The 19230-nt window shown below is 73.6% G+C and carries 19 protein-coding genes; 11 read left to right on the top strand and 8 right to left on the bottom strand.

The window, feature by feature from the left end:
• Positions 1-26: 26 nt before the first annotated feature.
• The 3 genes from rraA to ACYVM4_RS08385 are packed head-to-tail and all read right to left on the bottom strand — an operon-like array spanning position 27 to position 2837.
• A complete protein-coding gene (gene rraA / locus ACYVM4_RS08395; protein WP_017834086.1) occupies positions 27-506 on the bottom strand; it encodes a ribonuclease E activity regulator RraA in 480 nt (159 codons plus the stop codon).
• 41 nt (positions 507-547) lie between these two features.
• Positions 548-2110 (bottom strand): MDR family MFS transporter, encoded by a 1563-nt coding sequence (locus ACYVM4_RS08390; protein WP_460668228.1) that lies wholly within the window; start codon positions 2108-2110, stop codon positions 548-550.
• Positions 2111-2114: 4 nt separating this feature from the next.
• Positions 2115-2837 carry a PepSY domain-containing protein gene (locus ACYVM4_RS08385; protein WP_460668227.1) on the bottom strand — a complete coding sequence of 241 codons (723 nt, stop codon included), beginning with the start codon at positions 2835-2837 and terminating at the stop codon, positions 2115-2117.
• 159 nt (positions 2838-2996) lie between these two features.
• Here ACYVM4_RS08385 and ACYVM4_RS08380 point away from each other — a divergent pair, with 159 nt between their 5' ends.
• The 7 genes from ACYVM4_RS08380 to pknB are packed head-to-tail and all read left to right on the top strand — an operon-like array spanning position 2997 to position 12764.
• Complete coding sequence (locus ACYVM4_RS08380; RefSeq protein ID WP_368822869.1) at positions 2997-3767, top strand: FhaA domain-containing protein; 771 nt, start codon at positions 2997-2999, stop codon at positions 3765-3767.
• Positions 3768-4265: an FHA domain-containing protein FhaB/FipA gene (locus ACYVM4_RS08375; protein WP_368822870.1), complete on the top strand. Its 498-nt coding sequence runs from the start codon at positions 3768-3770 to the stop codon at positions 4263-4265.
• A 3-nt stretch (positions 4266-4268) separates the two neighbouring features.
• Positions 4269-5759: a PP2C family protein-serine/threonine phosphatase gene (locus ACYVM4_RS08370; protein ID WP_368822871.1), complete on the top strand. Its 1491-nt coding sequence runs from the start codon at positions 4269-4271 to the stop codon at positions 5757-5759.
• On the top strand, positions 5756-7513 hold the full coding sequence (locus ACYVM4_RS08365) for an FtsW/RodA/SpoVE family cell cycle protein (protein ID WP_460668226.1): 1758 nt from the start codon (positions 5756-5758) through the stop codon (positions 7511-7513). Before ACYVM4_RS08370 ends, ACYVM4_RS08365 begins: the two co-directional genes overlap by 4 nt.
• Positions 7510-8955 (top strand): peptidoglycan D,D-transpeptidase FtsI family protein, encoded by a 1446-nt coding sequence (locus tag ACYVM4_RS08360; protein ID WP_460668225.1) that lies wholly within the window; start codon positions 7510-7512, stop codon positions 8953-8955. The genes ACYVM4_RS08365 and ACYVM4_RS08360 overlap by 4 nt, the downstream gene beginning before the upstream one ends.
• A complete protein-coding gene (locus ACYVM4_RS08355; protein ID WP_460668224.1) occupies positions 8952-10709 on the top strand; it encodes a protein kinase domain-containing protein in 1758 nt (585 codons plus the stop codon). The genes ACYVM4_RS08360 and ACYVM4_RS08355 overlap by 4 nt, the downstream gene beginning before the upstream one ends.
• Positions 10710-10712: 3 nt before the next feature.
• A complete protein-coding gene (pknB, locus tag ACYVM4_RS08350) occupies positions 10713-12764 on the top strand; it encodes a Stk1 family PASTA domain-containing Ser/Thr kinase (RefSeq protein ID WP_460668223.1) in 2052 nt (683 codons plus the stop codon).
• Positions 12765-12819: 55 nt separating this feature from the next.
• Here the strand turns inward: pknB and ACYVM4_RS08345 are convergent, their stop codons facing one another.
• Complete coding sequence (locus ACYVM4_RS08345; protein ID WP_368822876.1) at positions 12820-13458, bottom strand: anthranilate synthase component II; 639 nt, start codon at positions 13456-13458, stop codon at positions 12820-12822.
• A gap of 142 nt (positions 13459-13600) precedes the next feature.
• On the opposite strand from ACYVM4_RS08345, the gene ACYVM4_RS08340 reads away from it, so the two are divergent.
• A complete protein-coding gene (locus tag ACYVM4_RS08340; protein WP_460668222.1) occupies positions 13601-14002 on the top strand; it encodes a cell division protein CrgA in 402 nt (133 codons plus the stop codon).
• The gene (locus tag ACYVM4_RS08335; protein ID WP_460668221.1) at positions 13999-14205 is read left to right on the top strand and encodes a hypothetical protein; all 207 of its coding nucleotides are present in this window, start codon (positions 13999-14001) and stop codon (positions 14203-14205) included. The genes ACYVM4_RS08340 and ACYVM4_RS08335 overlap by 4 nt, the downstream gene beginning before the upstream one ends.
• Positions 14206-14288: 83 nt before the next feature.
• On the opposite strand, the gene ACYVM4_RS08330 is transcribed toward ACYVM4_RS08335, so the two are convergent.
• The 4 genes from ACYVM4_RS08330 to ACYVM4_RS08315 form a co-directional block, all read right to left on the bottom strand.
• Positions 14289-14885 (bottom strand): YceI family protein, encoded by a 597-nt coding sequence (locus ACYVM4_RS08330; RefSeq protein ID WP_368822879.1) that lies wholly within the window; start codon positions 14883-14885, stop codon positions 14289-14291.
• Between the two features lie 130 nt (positions 14886-15015).
• Complete coding sequence (locus ACYVM4_RS08325; RefSeq protein ID WP_460668220.1) at positions 15016-15720, bottom strand: flavin reductase family protein; 705 nt, start codon at positions 15718-15720, stop codon at positions 15016-15018.
• A gap of 168 nt (positions 15721-15888) precedes the next feature.
• Positions 15889-16440 carry a flavin reductase family protein gene (locus ACYVM4_RS08320; protein WP_368822881.1) on the bottom strand — a complete coding sequence of 184 codons (552 nt, stop codon included), beginning with the start codon at positions 16438-16440 and terminating at the stop codon, positions 15889-15891.
• A gap of 21 nt (positions 16441-16461) precedes the next feature.
• Positions 16462-17157, bottom strand: coding sequence for an alpha-ketoglutarate-dependent dioxygenase AlkB family protein (locus tag ACYVM4_RS08315; RefSeq protein ID WP_460668219.1), 696 nt, complete (start codon positions 17155-17157; stop codon positions 16462-16464).
• Between the two features lie 132 nt (positions 17158-17289).
• Here ACYVM4_RS08315 and ACYVM4_RS08310 point away from each other — a divergent pair, with 132 nt between their 5' ends.
• The gene (locus ACYVM4_RS08310) at positions 17290-18309 is read left to right on the top strand and encodes an LLM class flavin-dependent oxidoreductase (protein WP_460668218.1); all 1020 of its coding nucleotides are present in this window, start codon (positions 17290-17292) and stop codon (positions 18307-18309) included.
• Between the two features lie 75 nt (positions 18310-18384).
• Positions 18385-19224 (top strand): GDSL-type esterase/lipase family protein, encoded by an 840-nt coding sequence (locus tag ACYVM4_RS08305; protein WP_368822884.1) that lies wholly within the window; start codon positions 18385-18387, stop codon positions 19222-19224.
• Positions 19225-19230 lie beyond the last annotated feature (6 nt).

Genomic DNA, 19230 nt, shown 5'->3' with positions numbered 1-19230 from the left:
GACCGGGCCGGCCGAGCGGACGCCGCTCAGCCCTCCACGAGGATCCCGTCCTCGTCGGCCCACACCGTCCGGCCCGGGCGGAAGGTCACGCCCTCGATGACGACCGGCACGTCCTGCTCCCCGACGCCGTCCTTGGCGGACTTGCGCGGATTGGAGCCCAGGGCCTTGACCCCGAGGGGCAGCCCGGCCAGGGCCACCCGGTCCCGCACGGGACCGTTGATGATGACCCCTGCCCACCCGTTGCGCACGGCGGACTCCGCGATCATGTCCCCCATGAGCGCGGTGCCCATGGAGCCGTGGCCGTCCACGACGAGGACCGCGCCCTCCCCCGGGGAGTTGAGCACGGCCTTCACCAGGCCGTTGTCCTGGAAGCAGCGGACCGTGCGCACCGGCCCGGTGAACGCGGCCGTCCCGCCCAGGTCGAGGAACTGGCGCGGGCAGGACATCAGCTGCTCCCCGCGCTCGTCGTAGAGGTCGGCGGTGGTGAACGGGCGCGGGTCGGTCATGAGCTGCTCCTGAAGCATCCGGTGGCGGTTCCGGCACCAGCCTAGCCACCGGCACCGCCGCGACCGGGCCCGGCGGGCTCCGTGGACGGGCCCGGCGCCACCTCCGGCGCGGCGGACACGGTGGTGCCCAGCGGGATCTCCTCGATGAGCAGGGACAGCACGAGGCACCCCGCCGCCACGGGCAGGCCCCACAGGAAGATCGGCGGCAGCGACTGGGCGAAGGCCTGCGCGACCGCCTCCTGGACCGGGGCGGGCAGGCCCGCGAGCACCTGGGGGCTCAGGGCGTCGACGTCGAGGGCGGGCACGGCGCGGCCCGCGAGCGCGTCGTCGAGCCGGGCGACGAAGACGGAGCCGAACACGGCGATCCCGAAGGACGCCCCGATCTGGCGGAAGAAGTTCGACGACGACGTCGCGGCCCCCACCTCCGCGGGCGGCACCGCGTTCTGCACGATCAGGACGAGGTTCTGCATGAGGCATCCGATGCCGAAGCCGGTGACCGCCATCCCGGCGGCCGTCAGGGCGTAGGGGGTGGTCTCGTCGATCAGCGCGAGGAGCGCGAGCCCGGCGGCCATCACGACGGAGCCCAGCACGGGCCAGTGCTTGTAGCGCCCCGTCCGCGCGATGCGGCGGCCGGTGCCGATCGTGCCGACGAGCATCCCGACCGTCACGGGGATCATCATCAGGCCGGCCCCGGCGGCCGACGCGCCGTCGACCATCTGCAGGTAGGTGGGCAGGTAGGTGATCGTCGCGAACATGATCACGCCCATGCCCACGGCCGCCGCGGTGGGGACCACGAAGTTGCGCACGCGGAACAGGTGCAGCGGGACGATCGGCTCCGGGGCGCGGCGCTCGACCAGCACGAACAGGACACCGAGCACCAGGGCCGCCCCGGCGAGGCCGAGGATCCGCGGGCTCGACCACGCGTACGCCGTGCCGGCCCACGTGGTGAGGAGCACGAAGGCCACGCTGCCCAGCGCCAGCAGCGCCGTGCCCAGCACGTCGAGCCGCACCCGCCCCCGGGGGACGTGCGGCAGGTGCAGGAAGCGGGGGATGAACAGGAGCGTCACGAGCCCCAGGGGCAGATTGATGTAGAACACCCACCGCCAGCTCACGAGGTCCGTGAGGAACCCGCCGATCAGCGGTCCGCTCACCGAGGCGAGACCGAAGGCCGCCCCGATCACGCCCATGTACCTGCCGCGCTCGCGGGCGGGCACGAGGTCCGCGATGATCGCCTGCGCCCCGATCAGGAGGCCGCCGCCGCCCGCGCCCTGCAGGGCACGGAAGACGATGAGCTGGGTCATGTCCTGGGCGGCGCCCGAGAGCACGGAGCCGAGCAGGAAGACCACGACGGCCGCCAGGAAGATCCGCTTGCGCCCGTAGAGGTCGCCCAGCTTCCCGTAGACCGGCAGGCCCACGGTGGCGGCGAGCACGTACGCCGTGACCACCCAGGAGATCCGGTCGAGCCCGTCGAGGTCCCCGACGATCGAGGGCAGCGCCGTGGCCACGACCGTCTGGTCGAGGGCGGCCAGCAGCACGGCCATGAGCAGCCCCAGGAACGTGAGCCGCAGCTGCCGCTGCTCGGAGCGCCCCGGGCTCCCGGTCACCGCGTCAGCGATCGACCTTGACGACGGAGCCGTTGGCCACGTTGACGTACACGTCCACCGAGGTGCCGTCGGGGTCGTCGATGTCGACCTCCCAGACGGTGGTGCCGTCCTCCGTGTCGAGCTGGGCGCCGTCGAGCGTGCCGTCGACCTCGTCCAGCGCGGTCCGGACGGCGTCCTCCATGGGGACCTGGACCTGGGCGATCCGCTCGCGGTCCTCCTGGTCCAGCTGGTCGTCGCCCTCCTGCGGGGTGACCTCCGAGCCGTCCTGGGCGACGTCGACCTCCTTCTCCCGGTCACCGACGGCGAGCTTGACCTCCCAGCCGTCCTCGTCGTCCTTGCGGTCGAGCTCGAACACCTGGCCGCCCGTCACCGCCTCCTCGGCGGCCACGACCGCGCCCGCCACGGCGGCGGCCTCGCCCCCCGCGCCCGGCGAGGAGGTGGCGGTGCCCGAGGGGCTCGCGGAGGCGCTCTCGTCGCCGGTGGCCGACCCGGAGGGGCTCGCGGAGGCGCTCTCGTCGCCGGTCGCCGCGCCCGAGGGCGTGGCGCTCCCGTCGCCGGCGGTCGGGTCCTCGGTGCCCGTGGGCTCCGCGGGGGCGCTGGTCCCGGCTCCGTCCGTGGTCTCCTCGCCGCCGCCGCCACCGGTGCCGCCGTCACCGCATCCGGTCAGCAGGAGCGCCGAGACCGCGAGAGCGGCCAGGGAGAAGGTCTTTTGATCAGTGTGCTTCATACCAGAATTGTTCCCCCGGCACTGCGTCCTGGCAAGGGGCCTCCCGCCGCGCCTGGCTCCGCCCACGCGGCTCTCAGGCGTCGCGTCTACTATCCTGGAGAACGCCTGACCCGGGACCGGGTGCATGCGCACCGTGATCGACGCCAGGAAGGAGGCGGCATGGGATTTCTCGAGAGCCTCGAGAAGAACATCGAGAAGGCCGTCCGCGCCACCTTCGCCACGGGCTCCCGGAAGCGGGTGGAGGCGGTCGAGATCGCCAGCGCCCTGCGGCGGGAGCTCGACCAGGAGGCGTTCACGATCTCCGCCGGCCGCACCATGGCCCCCAACGTCTTCGTCGTGGAGTTCTCGGACGAGGACTTCCCCCGCGCCCAGGACTGGGGCACGCCCCTCGCGGAAGAGCTGTGCGACGTCGTCATCAAGCACGCCCGCAGCCAGGCCTACACCCTCCAGGGGGCGGTGAAGGTGTCCTTCACCCGCAACCCGGAGGTGGAGGCCGGTGAGTTCCGCGTCCACTCCTCGGCGCAGCGCACCGCGGAGTCGCCCAACACCCCCGCCACGCCGAGCGGGCAGCGGATCGCCCGCGGCCACCGCCGGGAGGAGGACGAGCCGACGCGGTCCGTGCCCGTGCAGCACTGGATCCCGGTGCTCGACGTCGAGGGCGCACGGTTCTCCATCAACGCGGACTCGATCGTGCTGGGCCGCTCCGCCGAGGCGGACATCACCGTGGAGGACACCGGCGTGTCCCGCAAGCACCTCGAGATCCGGCGGCAGGGCGAGCACTTCGTGGCCGTGGACCTCGGTTCGACCAACGGTTCCTACGTGGACGGGGAACGGGTGATCGGCCGCACCGAGCTGGTCAACGGTTCCGTGATCACCATGGGTCGGACCAGGATCACGTTCCGCCTCCTGACCCCGAAGGGGAACCGCTGAATGTCCGAACTCACCGTCACCCTCCTCCGCTTCGGGTTCCTGGCCCTGCTCTGGATCTTCATCTTCAGCATCGTCGCCAGCCAGGGTCGTGACCTGGCGGTCGGCGGGAAGCTCCCGGCGGTGCTCTCGAGGTCCCGCGCCGAGCGCCGGGGCCCCGCGGAGGACCCGGTGCCACCGGCCGCGGGTCCCACCACCGGGCAGCGCTCCCGTCCCCAGACCCTGGTCGTCCTCGACGGCCCGCTCCGCGGCCGCAGCTATCCCCTGGGCAACGCCCCCGTGCTGCTGGGCCGCTCCCCCGAGGCCACCGTGCCCCTCGGCGACGACTACGCCTCGGGCCGCCACGCCCGGCTGTTCCCGCAGGGCTCCCGCTGGTTCCTCGAGGACCTCGGCTCCACCAACGGCACCTTCGTCGGCCAGCAGCGCCTCTCCCGGGCCGTGCCGCTCGAGCCCGGGACCCCGTTCCGGGTGGGCAAGACCGTCCTGGAACTGAGGTCCTGACGCATGGCGATCGCCTTCCGCTACGCCGCGCGCTCGGACGTGGGCCGGGTCCGCTCGAAGAACGACGACTCCGCCTACGCGGGCCGCCACCTCGCCGTGGTCGCCGACGGCATGGGCGGGCACGTGGGCGGGGACGTCGCGTCGGCCTCCGCGGTCATGGACCTCACGAGCCTCGACCGGCCCGACCACCACGGCGACGGTGCCACCGTGCTCACGGACGAGATCCAGAACGCCAACCAGAACCTCGCCAAGCTGGTCCTGGGCAACGCCCGCCTGGGCGGCATGGGCACCACCGTCACGGCCCTGCTGGCCGACCGGGACGAGCTCGTCGTGGCCCACATCGGGGACTCCCGCGCCTACCGGCTCCGGGGGGACGAGTTCCGCCAGGTCACCAAGGACCACACCTTCGTCCAGCGGCTCATCGACGAGGGCCGGCTGCGCCCGGACGAGGCCGAGTCCCACCCGCACAAGAACGTCCTGATGCGCGTGCTCGGGGACGTCGACGCCTCCCCCGAGATCGACGTGGAGACCCTCCGCCCGGAGAGCGGCGAGCGCTGGCTGCTGTGCTCGGACGGGCTCAACGCCGTGGTCCGCCCGGAGACCATCGAGTCCGTGCTGGGCTCCACCGACGACCTCAACCAGATCGTGGACACGCTCGTGGAACTGACCCTGGACCGCGGGGCCCCCGACAACGTGACCGTGGTGGTCGTGCAGGTCTTCGAGACCGACGACACCGCCCCCGTGCCGCAGGCCGGCGAGGCGCGCGGCGCGGTCCCGGACCCGGAGTCCGCCCGCACCTCGGACGAGATCACCGGGGACGCCGGGACGCAGGGCGCCGCCGAGTCCTCGGCCGCCGCGCTGCGCCGCGACCTCGCCGCGCGCCCCCACCTGCTCGTGGGGGCCGCCGCCAACGCCACCCAGACCGGGCGCATCCCCACCGTGAGCGACAGCGTCCTCGAGCGCCGCGCGACCCTCCTGCAGACCTCCGCCCCCGACACCCTGGCCGACCCGCGGGACGTCGAGTCGGCGCTGCACCGGGCGGACGCCACCGTCCCGTCCCCGCGCCGGCGCCGCCACCGGCGCGCCGTGGCCGTGCTCGCGCTGGCCACGGCCGGGCTGCTGCTCGTGGCCGGGGGCTGGCTGACGAGCAGCTGGATCAGCTCCCAGTACTACGTCGGCGAGCAGCAGGGCAACGTGGCGATCTACAACGGCGTCTCCCAGTCGCTCGGGCCCGTGAGCCTCAGCGACCTCGAGCGCGCCACGGACCTGCGGGTCGACGACCTCCCCGGCTTCGCCCAGGCACGGGTGCGCAGCGCCATCCCCGCGGGCAGCCTCGAGGAGGCGGAGCGGATCGTGCGCGAGCTGCGCGAGTCCGTGCCCGAGGAGACCAGCGGTCCCGAGCCGCGCCCGACCGGCACCGTGCAGCGGGCCACCGCCTCGCCCGCGGCCTCCCCCACCGCCTCGCCCGCCGCCTCACCGGGTGGTGACGGATGAGCGCCCCCGCCGGGACCGTCCCCGAGGAGGAGCAGGTCGAGCCCCAGCAGAAGCCGCGGCGGCTCACCGAGCTGCTCCTGCTCGTCCTCGCCGTGGGCATCGGCGTGGGCGCCAACGTCCTCGTGGACCCCGACCAGCTGGGCTCGGGGGACCCGCACATCCTCGTCTCCGGGCTGGTGCTGGGCATCGGCGCGCTGGTCCTGCACGTGGTGCTGCGGCTGCGGGCCAAGTACGCGGACCCCTACGTGCTGCCGATCGTGGTGGCCCTCAACGGGCTGGGCATCGCCATGATCCACCGGATCGACCTCACCACGGACCAGACGGCCGCGGGCTCGCAGGTGGTGTGGACGGCCTTCGCCATGACCGCCGCCTGCCTGGTGCTCTGGTTCCTCCAGGACCACCGGGTGCTGCGGCGGATCACCTACATCTGCCTGGTGCTCAGCGGGCTGCTGCTGCTCCTGCCCCTCCTGCCCGGTCTCGGCCTGGAGCTCAACGGCGCCCGGATCTGGATCTCGGTGGGCGGGCGCACCTTCCAGCCCGGCGAGGTCGCCAAGATCACCCTGGCCGTCTTCTTCGCGGGCTACCTCTCGACCAACCGGGATCTCATCCTGCTGGCCGGCAAGAAGATCGGCCCGGTGCGCCTGCCGCGGTTCCGGGACATGGCGCCGATGTTCGCGGCGTGGATCATCGCGATCGGCGTGCTGGTGTTCCAGCGGGACCTCGGTTCCGCGATCCTGTTCTTCGGCCTGTTCGTGGCCATGATCTACCTCGCCACGAGCCGGCTGAGCTGGATCGTCATCGGGCTGCTGCTCGTGGCCGTCGGAGGGTTCTTCGCGAGCCAGGTCTTCGGCCACGTCGCGGCGCGCCTCGACTCCTGGCTCAACGCGTTCGACCCCGAGGTGTACAACCGGGCCCCGGGCGGTTCCGGGCAGATCGTCCAGGGCCTGTTCGGGCTCTCCTCGGGCGGGCTCTTCGGGCAGGGGCTCGGCCAGGGCCGGCCGGACCTCGTCTCCTACGCCAACTCGGACATGATCATGACCGCGTTCGGCGAGGAGCTGGGGCTGATCGGCCTGAGCGCCGTGCTCGTGCTGTTCTTCCTGTTCGTCACGCGAGGCTTCCGGGCAGCCCTGGGCACCCGCGACTCCTTCGGCAAGCTGCTGGCGGCGGGGCTGTCCGCGGTCATCATCCTGCAGCTGTTCGTGGTGGTGGGCGGGGTCACCCGCCTCATCCCCCTGACCGGGCTCACCACCCCGTTCATGTCCGCCGGCGGTTCCTCGCTGCTGTCCAACTGGATCATCGCGGCGATCATCCTGGCGATCTCCCACACCGCCCGCCGGCCCGTGGTCACCGGCCCGGCCACCGAGGCCGACCTCGCCGAGGTCGCCGCCTACGAGGCCGCGCTGCGGGAGGCTGCGCGACGCGACGAGCAGGAGCGCGCCGAGCGCCTGGAGCGCCGCCGGGACCGCCGCGGGAAGGAGCCGGACGGGCACGAGCAGGACGGAGCGCCGGCGGACGGGGAGGACCGTGCCGCCGGGGGGCGGGGCGCCCGGCCCGACACCGCCCGTGGTCCGGCGGTGCCCGCCGACACCGCCGCCACCGAGCCGATCGCGGCCGCGGGCCCGGGCGGGCACCGGGACGCCGAGGACGCGGACCACCACGGCGGCACCCCCACCGAGGCGATGTCCCGCCTCACCGACAAGGACCGCCGGAGCCCCGGCGGGTCCCGGAGCACCGAGAACGGAGGAGCGTCGTGAACCGGGCGATCCGACACACCTGGGTGGCCGGCGTGGTCATCTTCACGGTGCTGCTCCTCGCGCTGACCTACGTGCAGTTCGTCTCGGCGCGCACCCTCGAGGCGCACCCGTGGAACAACCGCAGCCTCTACGACCAGTTCGGCGCGGACCGCGGGGCGATCCTCGTGGACGGCGACCCGAAGGCGTCCTCCGTGCCCTCGGAGGACGACTTCGAGTACCAGCGCGTCTACGCGGACCCGTTGACGTACGGGCACCTGACGGGCTACTTCTCCCTCGTCTACGGCGCCACGGGACTCGAGGCGGCCCTCGGTGAGGAGCTCTCCGGCGCCTCCGACGAGCAGTTCTACGACCGCGTGGTGTCGATGTTCTCCGGGAACCAGCCCACGGGCGCGTCGGTCGAGCTCACCATCGACCCGGTGCTGCAGCAGACCGCCGCCGAGGTGCTCGAGGGCCGGAAGGGCTCGGTCGTGGCGCTCGACCCGGAGACGGGCGCGATCCTCGCCATGGTCTCGAGCCCCGGCTACGACCCCAACGAGCTGGCCTCGCACGACTCGGGCTCCGTAATCGCCGCCGCGGAACGGCTCAACGCGGACCCCGAGGAGCCCCTCGTCAACCGGGCCGTCGCCGGTGACCTCTACGCCCCCGCCTCGACGTTCAAGATCATCGACACCGTGGCCGCCCTCGAGTCCGGGGACTACACCACGGAGACCCTGATCCCGAACCCCCAGGAGCTGCCCCTGCCCGCCACCGACGTGACCCTGCCCAACTACGTGGGAGGCGGGTGCACCGCCCGCACGCAGGCGGACCTGGAGTTCGCGCTCGAGCAGTCCTGCAACACGCCGTTCGCCTCGATCGCCCTGGACCTCGGGGAGGACGCGATCCGGGAGACCGCCCGGAACTTCGGCTACGGGGAGCCCCTCTCGGTGCCGCTCCAGGTGACCCCGTCGGTCTTCCCCGAGGAGCTCAACGAGGCCCAGCTCGCGCTGTCCTCGATCGGCCAGTACGACGTGCGCACCACGCCCCTGCAGGTGGCCATGATGAGCGCCACGATCGCCAACAACGGTGTGCAGATGAAGCCTCAGCTCGTGCGCACCGTGCGCTCCGCCGACCTGTCCGTGATCGAGGAGCTCAACCCCGAGCAGCTGCGCCGTTCCACGAGCGCGGACGTCGCCGGGACCGTCTCGGACCTCATGGTCGAGGTCGTCGACGACGGCATCGCCCGGGGCGCGGCCGTCCCCGGGGTCCAGGTGGCCGGGAAGACGGGCACCGCCGAGATCGGCTCGGACGAGGGCCTCAACGACTCCTGGTTCACGGGCTTCGCGCCGGCCGACGACCCCCAGGTGGCCCTCGCCGTCGTCTTCGAGGACGTGGACGTGGCGACGGGCGCCTCCCTGACCAGTCCGGGTGCCAAGCGACTCTTCGAGGCGGTGTTGAACAAGTGAGACCATCGTCGAGCACCGTCCTGGGCGGGCGCTACGCACTGACCGATCGGATCGCGATCGGCGGCATGGGTGAGGTGTGGAAGGCCAAGGACCAGGTCCTGGGCCGGATCGTGGCCGTGAAGATCCTCAAGGAGGAGTACAACGGGGACCCGAACTTCCTGCAGCGCTTCCGGGCGGAGGCCCGGCACACCGCGCTCCTGAACCACCCCGGTGTCGCCAACGTCTTCGACTACGGCGAGGAGGAGGGCTCCGCCTTCCTCGTGATGGAGCTCGTCCCGGGCGAGCCGCTGTCCAACATCATCGAGCGGCAGAAGACGCTCGCGCCGGACACCGTGCTCAACTACATCGGGCAGACGGCCCGGGCGCTGGCGGCCGCGCACGCCCAGGGGCTGGTGCACCGCGACGTGAAGCCCGGCAACCTCATCATCACCCCGGACAACCGGGTGAAGGTCACGGACTTCGGGATCGCCCGCCTGGCGGACCAGGTGCCCCTGACGGCCACCGGGCAGGTCATGGGCACCGCGCAGTACCTCGCGCCGGAGCAGGCCACGGGGCAGACCGCCACGGGGTCCTCGGACATCTACTCCCTGGGCATCATCGGCTACGAGTGCCTGGCCGGGCGCCGTCCCTTCACCGGGGAGTCGCAGATCGCGATCGCCCTCGCGCAGGTCAACGACCCGCCGCCACCGCTGAAGGACAGCGTGCCCGAGACCGTGCGGGCGCTCCTGATGTCGATGCTGGCGAAGGACCCCACGGACCGCCCGGCCACGGCCGGCGCGCTGGCCACGGCCGTGGACGCGATCCGCCGCGGGGACGAGGACGCGGCGGTCGCGGCCGTCCCCGGGATGCGCCCGTTCCTCGACCTGCCCGACGACGACGCCACCCAGGCGTTCGAACCGGTGCGCGACGAGCCGACGCAGGTGCTGGACCGCGAGAGCACCGCGGTCGCCGCGGCGAGCGGCGCCGCCGCGGCCGGAGCGCCGCGGCCCATCACCGCCGAGCTGGACGTCGTCGACGGACCGCGGGGGCCCGAGGACGACGCCCGGGGCCCCGGCACCGACCCGGTCCGCCCCGAGGAGCGCCGCGGGCGCCGCTCGGTGTGGTCCTGGCTGCTGCCGGTGCTCCTGGTGCTGCTCGTGGTGGCGGGGCTGCTGTGGTTCTTCCTGCTGCGCGACCCGGCGCCCGTGAGCCAGGAGCCGTCCCCCACCGGCACCGTCTCCACCTCGGTGGTGCCCGGCGCCCCGACGACACCGGCGGCGGAGCCGCCCGCCGCGGCGGACACCGTGGAGGTCCTCGCCGCCCGGTACGAGGGCCGACCGGTGGACGAGGTGGTGCAGGAGCTCTCGGACCTGGGCTTCCCCGTGGAGCGGGAGGGCCGCACCGCGGACGAGGAGGAGGACACCGTCCTGTCGCTGAACCCCGTGGGCCAGGTGGCGCGCAGCACCACCATCACGGTGGTCTACTCGACGGGCCCGGACACCGTGGAGCTCCCCTCCGGGATGGTCGGCCGGGCCGCCGACCCGCTGATCGACGAGATCCGGCTGCTGGGCGTGAACATCATCCGCTACGACGAGACCACCGAGGACGCCGAGCCCGGGACCGTGCTGCGCACCCAGCCCCTGGGCGGGTCCACCGTCCGCCCCGGCGACACCATCGAGATGTGGGTCGCCGCCGCGCCCGAGACCTCCCCCGAACCCACCACCGGATCGCCCTCGCCCACCGCGACACCGACCGGACCCGGCCGGGAGGGCTGAGCCGTGCCGGGCCGGAACCCCGTCCCCTCCCTGATCAACGACCGCTACGAGGTGGGCGAGACCATCGGCCGCGGCGGGATGGCCACCGTCCACCTCGGGCGGGACCTGCGGCTGGGCCGGCGGGTGGCCATCAAGGTGCTGCGCCCGGAGCTGGCCCGGGACGGCACCTTCCACGAGCGGTTCAAGCGCGAGGCGCAGTCCGTGGCCGCCCTGAACCACCACTCGATCGTCTCGGTCTACGACACGGGGGAGATCCTCGCGGCGACCGACGAGGGCGTGGACCGGCCGTACATCGTGATGGAGTACGTGCCCGGCCGGACCCTGCGGGAGCTGATCCACGAGAACGCCGTGACGCCCCAGGAGGCCGTGGACATCACGCTGGGCATCCTCGACGCCCTGGAGTACAGCCACCGGGCGGGCATCGTCCACCGGGACATCAAGCCCGCCAACGTGATCGTGACCCCGGAGCGGCAGATCAAGGTCATGGACTTCGGCATCGCCCGGGCCGTGGAGGACACCTCGCCGGCGCTGACGCAGGCCCAGGCGGTCCTCGGCACCGCGCAGTACCTGTCCCCGGAGCAGGCCCGGGGCGAATCCGTGGACGCCCGCTCCGATCTCTACTCCGCCGCGTGCGTGCTCTTCGAGATGCTCACGGGGCGGGCGCCGTTCGTGGGCGGGTCCTCGGTGGACATCGCCGCCCAGCACGTCCGGGACCGTCCCCCCGCGCCCTCCGAGCTGGACCCCCGGCTCGGCAGACGCGTCGACGACTTCCTGGCGAAGGCCCTCGCCAAGGACCGTTCCGCCCGCTTCCAGGACGCCGGCCAGATGCGCCGGGCGCTGCGCGAGCTGCGCCCGGCGGTGCCGGGGGACCTGGACGCCACTCAGCCCCTGCACGCGGTGCGGCAGCGGGACGAGGACACGAAGACCCTCCCGCCCGTCCCCGTTCCCATGGCTGCCGCGGTGGCGGAACCGCCGACGGCGGCGGGCACGGCGGTCGTCGCGTCGCCGGTGGCCGCGAGCGACCCGGCGGGCGGCTCGACCCCCGCCCGGCGCCCCCGGCGGGGTGCCCTGCGCACGGCGCTGATCGCCCTGCTCGCCCTCGCGGTCCTCGCCGTCCTCGGGGTCGTGGCTCTCCAGTGGGTCCAGGACCAGCGCGGCGGACCCGCGCTCGTCGCCGTCCCCTACGTGGCGGGGATGGACGCGTCGGTGGCCGAGACGGTGCTGCGCAACGCGGAGCTGGTGCCGCAGCGCGAGGAGGTTTTCGACGACGAGGTGCCCGAGGGCGACGTCGTCGGCACCGACCCCGTCGCCGACACGCAGGTCGAGGAGGGCTCCACCGTGGTCCTCGGCGTCTCGAGGGGGCCCTCCCAGGTGGAGGTCCCCGACGACCTCGTGGGCCGGTCCGAGGAGGACGTGCGGGACGCCCTGGAGTCCGCCGGGCTCGATCCCGGGGCCACCCGCACGGCGAACAGCTCGTGGGTGCCCCAGGGGATGCTGGTCGCCACCGACCCGGCCGGCGGGACCACCGTCCCGAGCGGCTCGGAGGTGCAGCTCGTGCTGTCCACGGGACGGGTGACCGTGCCGCAGCTCGTGGGCCTGAGCCGGGAGGAGGCGGTCGCCGCCCTCGGCGAGGACGCCGTCCGCCTCTCGTCCGAGGTCGTCGCCACCCCCCGGACCGGGGTGCCGGCGGGGCAGGTCGTGGACCAGAGCGTCGACGCCGGCCAGTCCGCGGCGCAGGGCTCGACGATCACGCTCACCGTGGCGGTGACCCCGGAGCCCGAGCCGACCCCGGAGCCGACCCCCTCGCCCACCCCGTCGCCCTCCCCGGAGGCGACCGAGGACGAGGAGGATCCCGAGGAGACCGTCGCACCGGACGACGAGGACGCATCCGAGCCCGGCGCCTCCCCGGACGACTCCGCCGACAGCTCCCCGGACGACTCTCCCGACGCCGATGCGCTCGACGCCGGCGAGCAGGACAGGATCCCGGAGCGCGCGGCCGAGCGGGCGCGCGAGGCGCTCGAGCGGGCGGCGGAGCGCGAGTCCGGGCGCGACTAGCGGCCGGGCCGAGGAGGCGCCGGGGCGAGGACCCGCGCGGGCGGGCGGCGCGCGGTCAGACGGTGATCAGCGGGGACAGCGACGCGGCGGCCCGCGCAGCGCCCTTGAGCCCCACGAGCTCGAGCCAGTTGCCGAGCATGAGGTAGCCGCCCTCGGTGAGGACGGACTCGGGGTGGAACTGCAGCCCGTGCAGCGGGGCGCTCTTGTGCCGCAACCCCATGATCACCCCGTTCGGGGTGCGCGCGGTGACCTCGAGGACGTCGGGCACGGACTGGTCCACCACGGCGAGCGAGTGGTAGCGGGTCGCCGTGAAGGGACTGGGCACCGCGCCGAAGACGCTGGTGCCGTTGTGCTCCACCCGGGAGGTCTTGCCGTGCATGAGCTCCTCGGCGTGGGTGACGGTCCCCCCGTACGCCTCCGCGAGGGCCTGGTGGCCGAGGCAGACGCCGAGCAGCGGCTGCTGCGTCTGCTCGGCGTGGCGGATCAGGGCGGTGCACACGCCGGCGTCGGCGGGAGCACCCGGCCCGGGCGAGAGGAGGACGCCCTGGTGCTCGTCGGCGAGCGCGCACGCGGCGGCCTCGTCGAGGTCGTCGTTGCGGATGACCGTGGTCTCGGCGCCGAGCTGCTCGAGGTAGCCGACGAGGGTGTAGACGAAGCTGTCGTAGTTGTCCACGACGAGGATCTTGACGGTCACAGGGTCTCCTGGGAGTGGGGTGCCTCTCGGCGCGTGCGCCCGTCCAGCTTACGCGCCCGCGGGAAGGCACGCACCGGGCGGCTAGACTGGTGCACCGGACCCCCCGCCGTGCAGACGGCCCGCTTGGTGACCAGGAGGATCAGTGCCCGAGTCCAAGAACCGCCGCAAGAAGCCGACCCGCCGTCCGGGCGGCTCCGGACGGACCGCCCCGGCCGCCGCCCCGCCCGTCGACGCGGAGCTGGCGCGGCTCGCGGCGGAGGGACTTCCCGGCGGCTCCACCGCCTTCGACCCGGAGGCCACGGCGAACGCGGTGGCGCAGGAGCTCACCGAGCGCTCTCGGCACGGCTCCCCGGAGACCCATGCCCCGACGCCCACCTGGTACAAGGTCATCATGCTCGGCCTGCTGGTGGTCGGGCTGCTGTGGCTCATCGTCTACTACCTCTTCCAGGGCACCTACCCGGTGCCCGGGATCGGCACGTGGAACATCGGGGTCGGTCTGGCCCTGATGATGGTGGGGCTGATCATGACGACGAAGTGGCGGTGACCTCGGTGTCCCACCCCGGCACCGGTTCCGAGGACCCGCACGAGCCCTCCCCCAAGCCCCTCAAGGACGAGATCGCCGAGTCCCGGCCGAAGGACGGTCGGAGGCTCGATCCCGCGACGTTCGAGGTGCGGCTGCGCCGGTGGGCGCTGCTGCTGCTGATCGCGGGCCCCGCGCTCTGGTTCCTGGTGCAGCAGGTCCGCTAGCCCCGGTCACGGCACCGACGACGGTGGCCCGCCCCCCTCCCGGGGTGCGGGCCACTGCCGTGCGCGGAGCGCTCGTCGGGGACTCAGGCCTGGGCCGAGACGGCCTCCTGGCCCTCGACGGTCTCCTCGGGGTCGTTCTGCGGCGCGGTGAACGCGACGTCGAGACCGATGACGACCTTGTCGGAGACGAGGACCCCGCCGGCCTCCATCGCGGCGTTCCAGGTGATGCCGAAGTCCTTGCGGGAGATGGTGGTCTCGGCGGAGAAGCCGGCACGGGTCACCCCGAAGGCGTCGACGACCACGCCGCTGAACTCGGTGGCGAGCTCGACGGTGCGGGTCACGTCCTTGATGGTCAGCTCACCGGTGATCGTGCCCTCCTCGCCGTCGAACGCCACGGCGGTCGAGGTGAAGGTCATCGTGGGGTACTCCTCGACCGCGAAGAAGTCGGCGCTGCGCACGTGGGCGTCGCGGTCGGCGTTCTTGGTGTCGATGGTCGCCATCTGGATCGTGGCGTTCAGGGTCGAGCTCTCGACGGGGTCGGTGACCTCGAGCTGCGCGTCGACCTCGCCGAAGGTGCCGCGCACCTTGGAGATGCCGGCGTGGCGGACGGTGAAACCGACCTCGGAGTGGGCGGGGTCGAAGGTCCAGGAACCGGGGACGAGACCGTTGAGCTGGGACATGGTGTTCTCCTTGGGGTGAGCGACGAGCAGGTGGTTGCTTCGTCAACTACTCTAGGAGCACCTTGGTGATGTGTCAACAACAATCTCGGAGGAATCTCCGGTCGGCCGCTCGGACCCCGCCGCCGGACGCTCAGGCCTCGGGATCCAGGGCGGAGCGGTCGTTGAGCTCGTGGAACCGGCGGCGGTGGTAGACGAGCGGGACGCCGGTGCCCTCGTGGCCGAGGACGTCGACCACGGCGGCGTTGAACACGAGGGCGGGCCCGGCCTTGATCCGGGCCAGCGGGATCGCGCGCAGGACCCGGGCGACGCTCAGCAGCCGGGGCTCCCCCGTCTCCAGGTACTCCCAGGGCATGTCCGCGCCGAAGCGCGGCGCCCCGGAGACGGCGAACGACCGGGCGAGGTCCAGGTTCTCGGCGTCCAGCAGGTGCACCAGGAAGGAGTCGGCCTCGGCCAGCAGCGCGGCCGAGCCCTGGCGGGCCTGCAGCGAGAAGCCGAGGATCGGCGGGACGGCCGACACGGAGGACACCGAGGACGCCGTCAGGCCCACCGGCCCCTCGGGGCCCCGTGCGGTGATGATCGCGACCCCCGCCGGGTGGTGGGCGAAGGCCGCCTTGAACGCCTCGCCCACGTGCTCGAGGTCCTGGAGGTGGTCGGCCGGGATCTCGAGGTCGGCGACCTCCGCGGCCGCGCGCTCGGCCGGCGGGCCGGGCGGCGGGACCGCGCTCAGCCGGGACTCCTCCGCCGTCTGCGCAGGCGTCTGCTCCGGCGTGCCGCCGGTGGACGCACCGTCGTCGTGCCCTCGACGAGGCCGGCGTTCGTGGTGCTGGGCCGCCATGGGAGTCCTTCCGTGGAGAGCTGTGGGTGGATGCCGCCGGGCGGCCCCACCCGTCCACGCTACGACCGGAACCGGAGCGGGAGTCAATCGATTCCGTCGCTGACGGGGCGGGGTTCACCCGACGTCACAGTCTTGCACGGGCGCCGTTGCCGTGTCCGGCGCCCCGGGTCACCGGGCCAGGCCCCGGTAGCCGCGGGCGTAGTGCACCAGCGGGTCGTCGGCCTGCGCCTCGGCGACCCCGCGGCCCATCGCCGTCACCTCGCCCACGACGATCCGGTGCGTCGCGGCGGTGTGCACGGCCACGGTCGAGAGCTCGAACCACGCGAGCGCCCCGTCCAGCACGGGGGCCCCCGAGCCCGGCGCGCGCCGGAAGTCCACCCGGTCCAGCAGGCCCTCCACGGGATTGCCCGGGCTGGCGAGCCAGTTGGCCACGCCCTCCTGGTCCCGGCGCAGCACGGAGAGCGTCCACGCGCCGGAGGACTCCACGGCGTCGCAGATCCGCCCCTCCTCGAAGAGGCTCACGAGCATGGTGGGCGGATCGTAGGAGACGTCGAGGAACCCGGTCACGGTCGCGGCGACGTCCCGCCGCCGGTGCCGGGCGGCCACGACGGCCACGCCGGACGCGATGTCCGCGGCGAGCAGGCGGTAGGCGCCGACGTCCTCGGCGTCCGGGGCCGCGGGGTCGACGAGGTGGGCCGGTGCGGGGTCGGGGAGCTCCATGCCGCCAGTCTGGCACGGGGCTCAGCGGTCCGGCCGGGCCCGGCCCGTCATCCGGAGGGTCAGGTTCAGCCGCCCGCCCTTCATGCCCAGCGCGGCCGCCCCCGTGCCGGGACGGATCCGCGGCACTCCGTGGAACGCGTAGCGGGAGGGGCCGCCGAAGACGAAGAGGTCGCCGCTGCGCAGCTCCACGTCCCGGTACGGCGCCGACCGGGTCTGCGTGTTCCCGAAGCGGAAGACGCAGGCGTCCCCGAGGGAGAGGGAGACGACGGGCGCGGCGGAGGCCTCGTCCTTGTCCTGGTGCATGCCCATCCGGGCGGCGGCGTCGTAGTAGTTCACCAGGGCGGTGTCCGGCCGGTAGTCCTGCGCGTCCGGGCTGCCGGGCCCGTAGGCCTCCAGCACGGCCCGGCGGCCCAGCGCGGTCAGCCACGGGGGTATGTCCGGTGCGCGCTTGCGCTCCCCGGTGCGCAGGTACCGGTAGGGCGCCCAGTCCCAGCCCAGCGTCGTGGAGCGCACCGACATCCGGCCGCCTCCCGGGAGCACCGCGTGCCGCATGGGCACCGGGCCCACGGCCCACTCCCGGCAGTGCTGCACGAGCTCCTGCTGCTCCCGGGGCCCGAGCCAGTCCGGGACGTGGACGGCACCGGGGGCGATCTCGGCGCGCTCCCGCGGCAGCTCGAACAGCTCGGGCGCCGAGAACGGAATCGAGGGGTCGGTCATGCCGCCGAGCGTAGCCGCGACCGCCGACACCGCGCGGCTACGCTCGGCGGCGCCGGTGTGCGCCCGGCCACGGCGGTCCCGGGCGGAGAGGAGTAGCGTGGAGGGTCTCCCGATCCCCGTGAAAGGTCCGCCGTGCCGCTGCCCCTGTCCGTCATCGACTTCGCCACCGTCCGCAAGGGCGCGTCCGTGGGCGAGAGCTTCGCCGACTCCGTGCGGCTCGCCCAGCACGCCGAGCGCCTGGGATACCTGAGGGTCTGGTACTCGGAGCACCACAACATGCCCACGATCGCCTCCTCGGCCCCGGCCGTGCTGATCGCCCACGTCGCGGCGCACACCTCCACCATCCGCCTGGGGGCGGGCGGCGTCATGCTGCCCAACCACTCTCCCCTCGTGATCGCGGAGCAGTTCGGCACGCTCGCCGAGCTGCACCCCGGGCGCATCGACCTGGGGCTGGGCCGGGCCCCCGGCACGGACCTGCGGACGGTGCGGGCCATGCGCCGCGACCCCTCCGCCGCCGAGCAGTTCCCCCAGGACCTCCGCGAGCTGCAGGGCTATCTCAGCGGCCGCTCGATCGTCCCGGGGGTCAGCGCCGTGCCGGGCGCGGGGACGGACGTGCCTCTCACCGTCCTGGGGTCCTCGCTGTTCGGCGCCCAGCTCGCCGCCGCCTACGGGCTCCCCTACGCCTTCGCGTCCCACTTCGCCCCCGACGCCCTCGTGGACGCCGTGGCCGCCTACCGTGCCGCGTTCCGGCCCTCCGAGCAGCTCGCGGAGCCGTACGTCATCGCGGCCGTCAACGTCATCGCCGCGGACACCGCCGAGGACGCCGCCGAGCAGCTCGGGACCGCCCGGCGAGAACGGGTGCGCGCCATGGTGGGCCGCGGCCGCGAGCTGAGCGAGGCCGAGCTGGACATGGTGATGGACAGCCCCGCCGGACAGCAGGTCCTGCACATGCTGCACTGGTCGACCGCGGGCACGGGCACCGAGGTGCGGTCCTACCTGGAGGACTTCGCGACGACGGCGGACGCCGACGAGCTCATGATCGCCCCCGCCTCGCCCACCGCCGACCAGGTGCTGCGTTCCATGGCGATCCTCGCGGAGGCCTGGGCACAGGACACCGTGGGACAGCTTTCGTCCGGGTCGTCGCGACTGTAAATTCGGGGAACTGCCGGCGTCCGCCGCCACGGCGCCGCCCCCGGGCGGCGCCGCCCCTCCCGAAAGGTCCCCGCCATGCGCTCCGCCCCCCTCCGACGCACCGTCACCGCCCTGGCCTCGGCGCTCGCCCTCGCGGGCGCGGCCGCCTCCCCGGCCGCCGCGGCACCGCGCACCATCGAGCTCGTCAACCTCGGCGACTCCTACTCCGCGGCCTTCGGCACGGGCGGGCTCCGGCAGGTCGAGGACCTTCCCCGCTGCGCCCAGGGGACGGGACGGGACCACGTCGACAAGCTCGAGTCCCACCCCCGCGTCGAGGTGACCCTGGACGCGGCCTGCGCCGGCGCCACCACGAAGGACGTGCGCCGCCTCGTCTCCGTGCCCTTCGTGAGCGACGCCCTCGCGGAGGCCGACGTGGTGACGCTGACCATGGGTGGCAACGACATCGAGTGGGGCCGGTTCATCCAGGCGTGCAGTGCTCCGGCGGAGGCCCAGTACGGCCCGGGGCCGTGCGAGGCCATGCTCGCGCAGGCGCCCTCGCTCATCGCCGGCGCCGCCGCCTCCGCGGCCGAGACCGTCACGGCCATCGACGCGGTGGCGGACGCGCGCATCGTGGTGCTGGGCTATCCGCGGCTCTTCGACGACCGGCAGGACACCCCGCTGCTCTCCGCCGAACGGGCCGCCCAGCTCAACGACTGGACCGACGAGCTCAATGCCGCTCTTGCCGCGGCCGTGGAGGAGGAGGGCGCCGTCTTCGTGGACGTCACCGACCGCTTCCGCGGCCACGGCGTCGGCTCGGCGGACCCGTGGATCCTCTTCGGGCCCGAAGCGGGGGACCACAACCTGCACCCGACCGAGCGCGGTTACCTCTCCGGCTACTTCCCGGGGCTCCTCGGGCAGGTCGCCCGGGCCCGCTGACCGCTC

This window comes from Kocuria himachalensis, assembly GCF_054784195.1.
The sequence above is the reverse complement of the archived record's forward strand: the minus strand, read 5'-3'. Positions and strand labels throughout refer to the sequence as shown.

What these genes read in the sequence shown, in the direction of transcription:
- ACYVM4_RS08320 (WP_368822881.1), bottom strand. Translation starts at nt 16,440, where the DNA reads ATGGAGCTCCCCGACCCCGCACCGGCCCACCTCGTCGACCCCGCGGCC.
- ACYVM4_RS08330 (WP_368822879.1), bottom strand. Translation starts at nt 14,885, where the DNA reads ATGTCCCAGCTCAACGGTCTCGTCCCCGGTTCCTGGACCTTCGACCCC.
- ACYVM4_RS08380 (WP_368822869.1), top strand. Translation starts at nt 2,997, where the DNA reads ATGGGATTTCTCGAGAGCCTCGAGAAGAACATCGAGAAGGCCGTCCGC.
- rraA (WP_017834086.1), bottom strand. Translation starts at nt 506, where the DNA reads ATGACCGACCCGCGCCCGTTCACCACCGCCGACCTCTACGACGAGCGC.
- ACYVM4_RS08385 (WP_460668227.1), bottom strand. Translation starts at nt 2,837, where the DNA reads ATGAAGCACACTGATCAAAAGACCTTCTCCCTGGCCGCTCTCGCGGTC.
- ACYVM4_RS08370 (WP_368822871.1), top strand. Translation starts at nt 4,269, where the DNA reads ATGGCGATCGCCTTCCGCTACGCCGCGCGCTCGGACGTGGGCCGGGTC.
- ACYVM4_RS08305 (WP_368822884.1), top strand. Translation starts at nt 18,385, where the DNA reads ATGCGCTCCGCCCCCCTCCGACGCACCGTCACCGCCCTGGCCTCGGCG.
- ACYVM4_RS08325 (WP_460668220.1), bottom strand. Translation starts at nt 15,720, where the DNA reads ATGGCGGCCCAGCACCACGAACGCCGGCCTCGTCGAGGGCACGACGAC.
- ACYVM4_RS08365 (WP_460668226.1), top strand. Translation starts at nt 5,756, where the DNA reads ATGAGCGCCCCCGCCGGGACCGTCCCCGAGGAGGAGCAGGTCGAGCCC.
- ACYVM4_RS08375 (WP_368822870.1), top strand. Translation starts at nt 3,768, where the DNA reads ATGTCCGAACTCACCGTCACCCTCCTCCGCTTCGGGTTCCTGGCCCTG.
- ACYVM4_RS08315 (WP_460668219.1), bottom strand. Translation starts at nt 17,157, where the DNA reads ATGACCGACCCCTCGATTCCGTTCTCGGCGCCCGAGCTGTTCGAGCTG.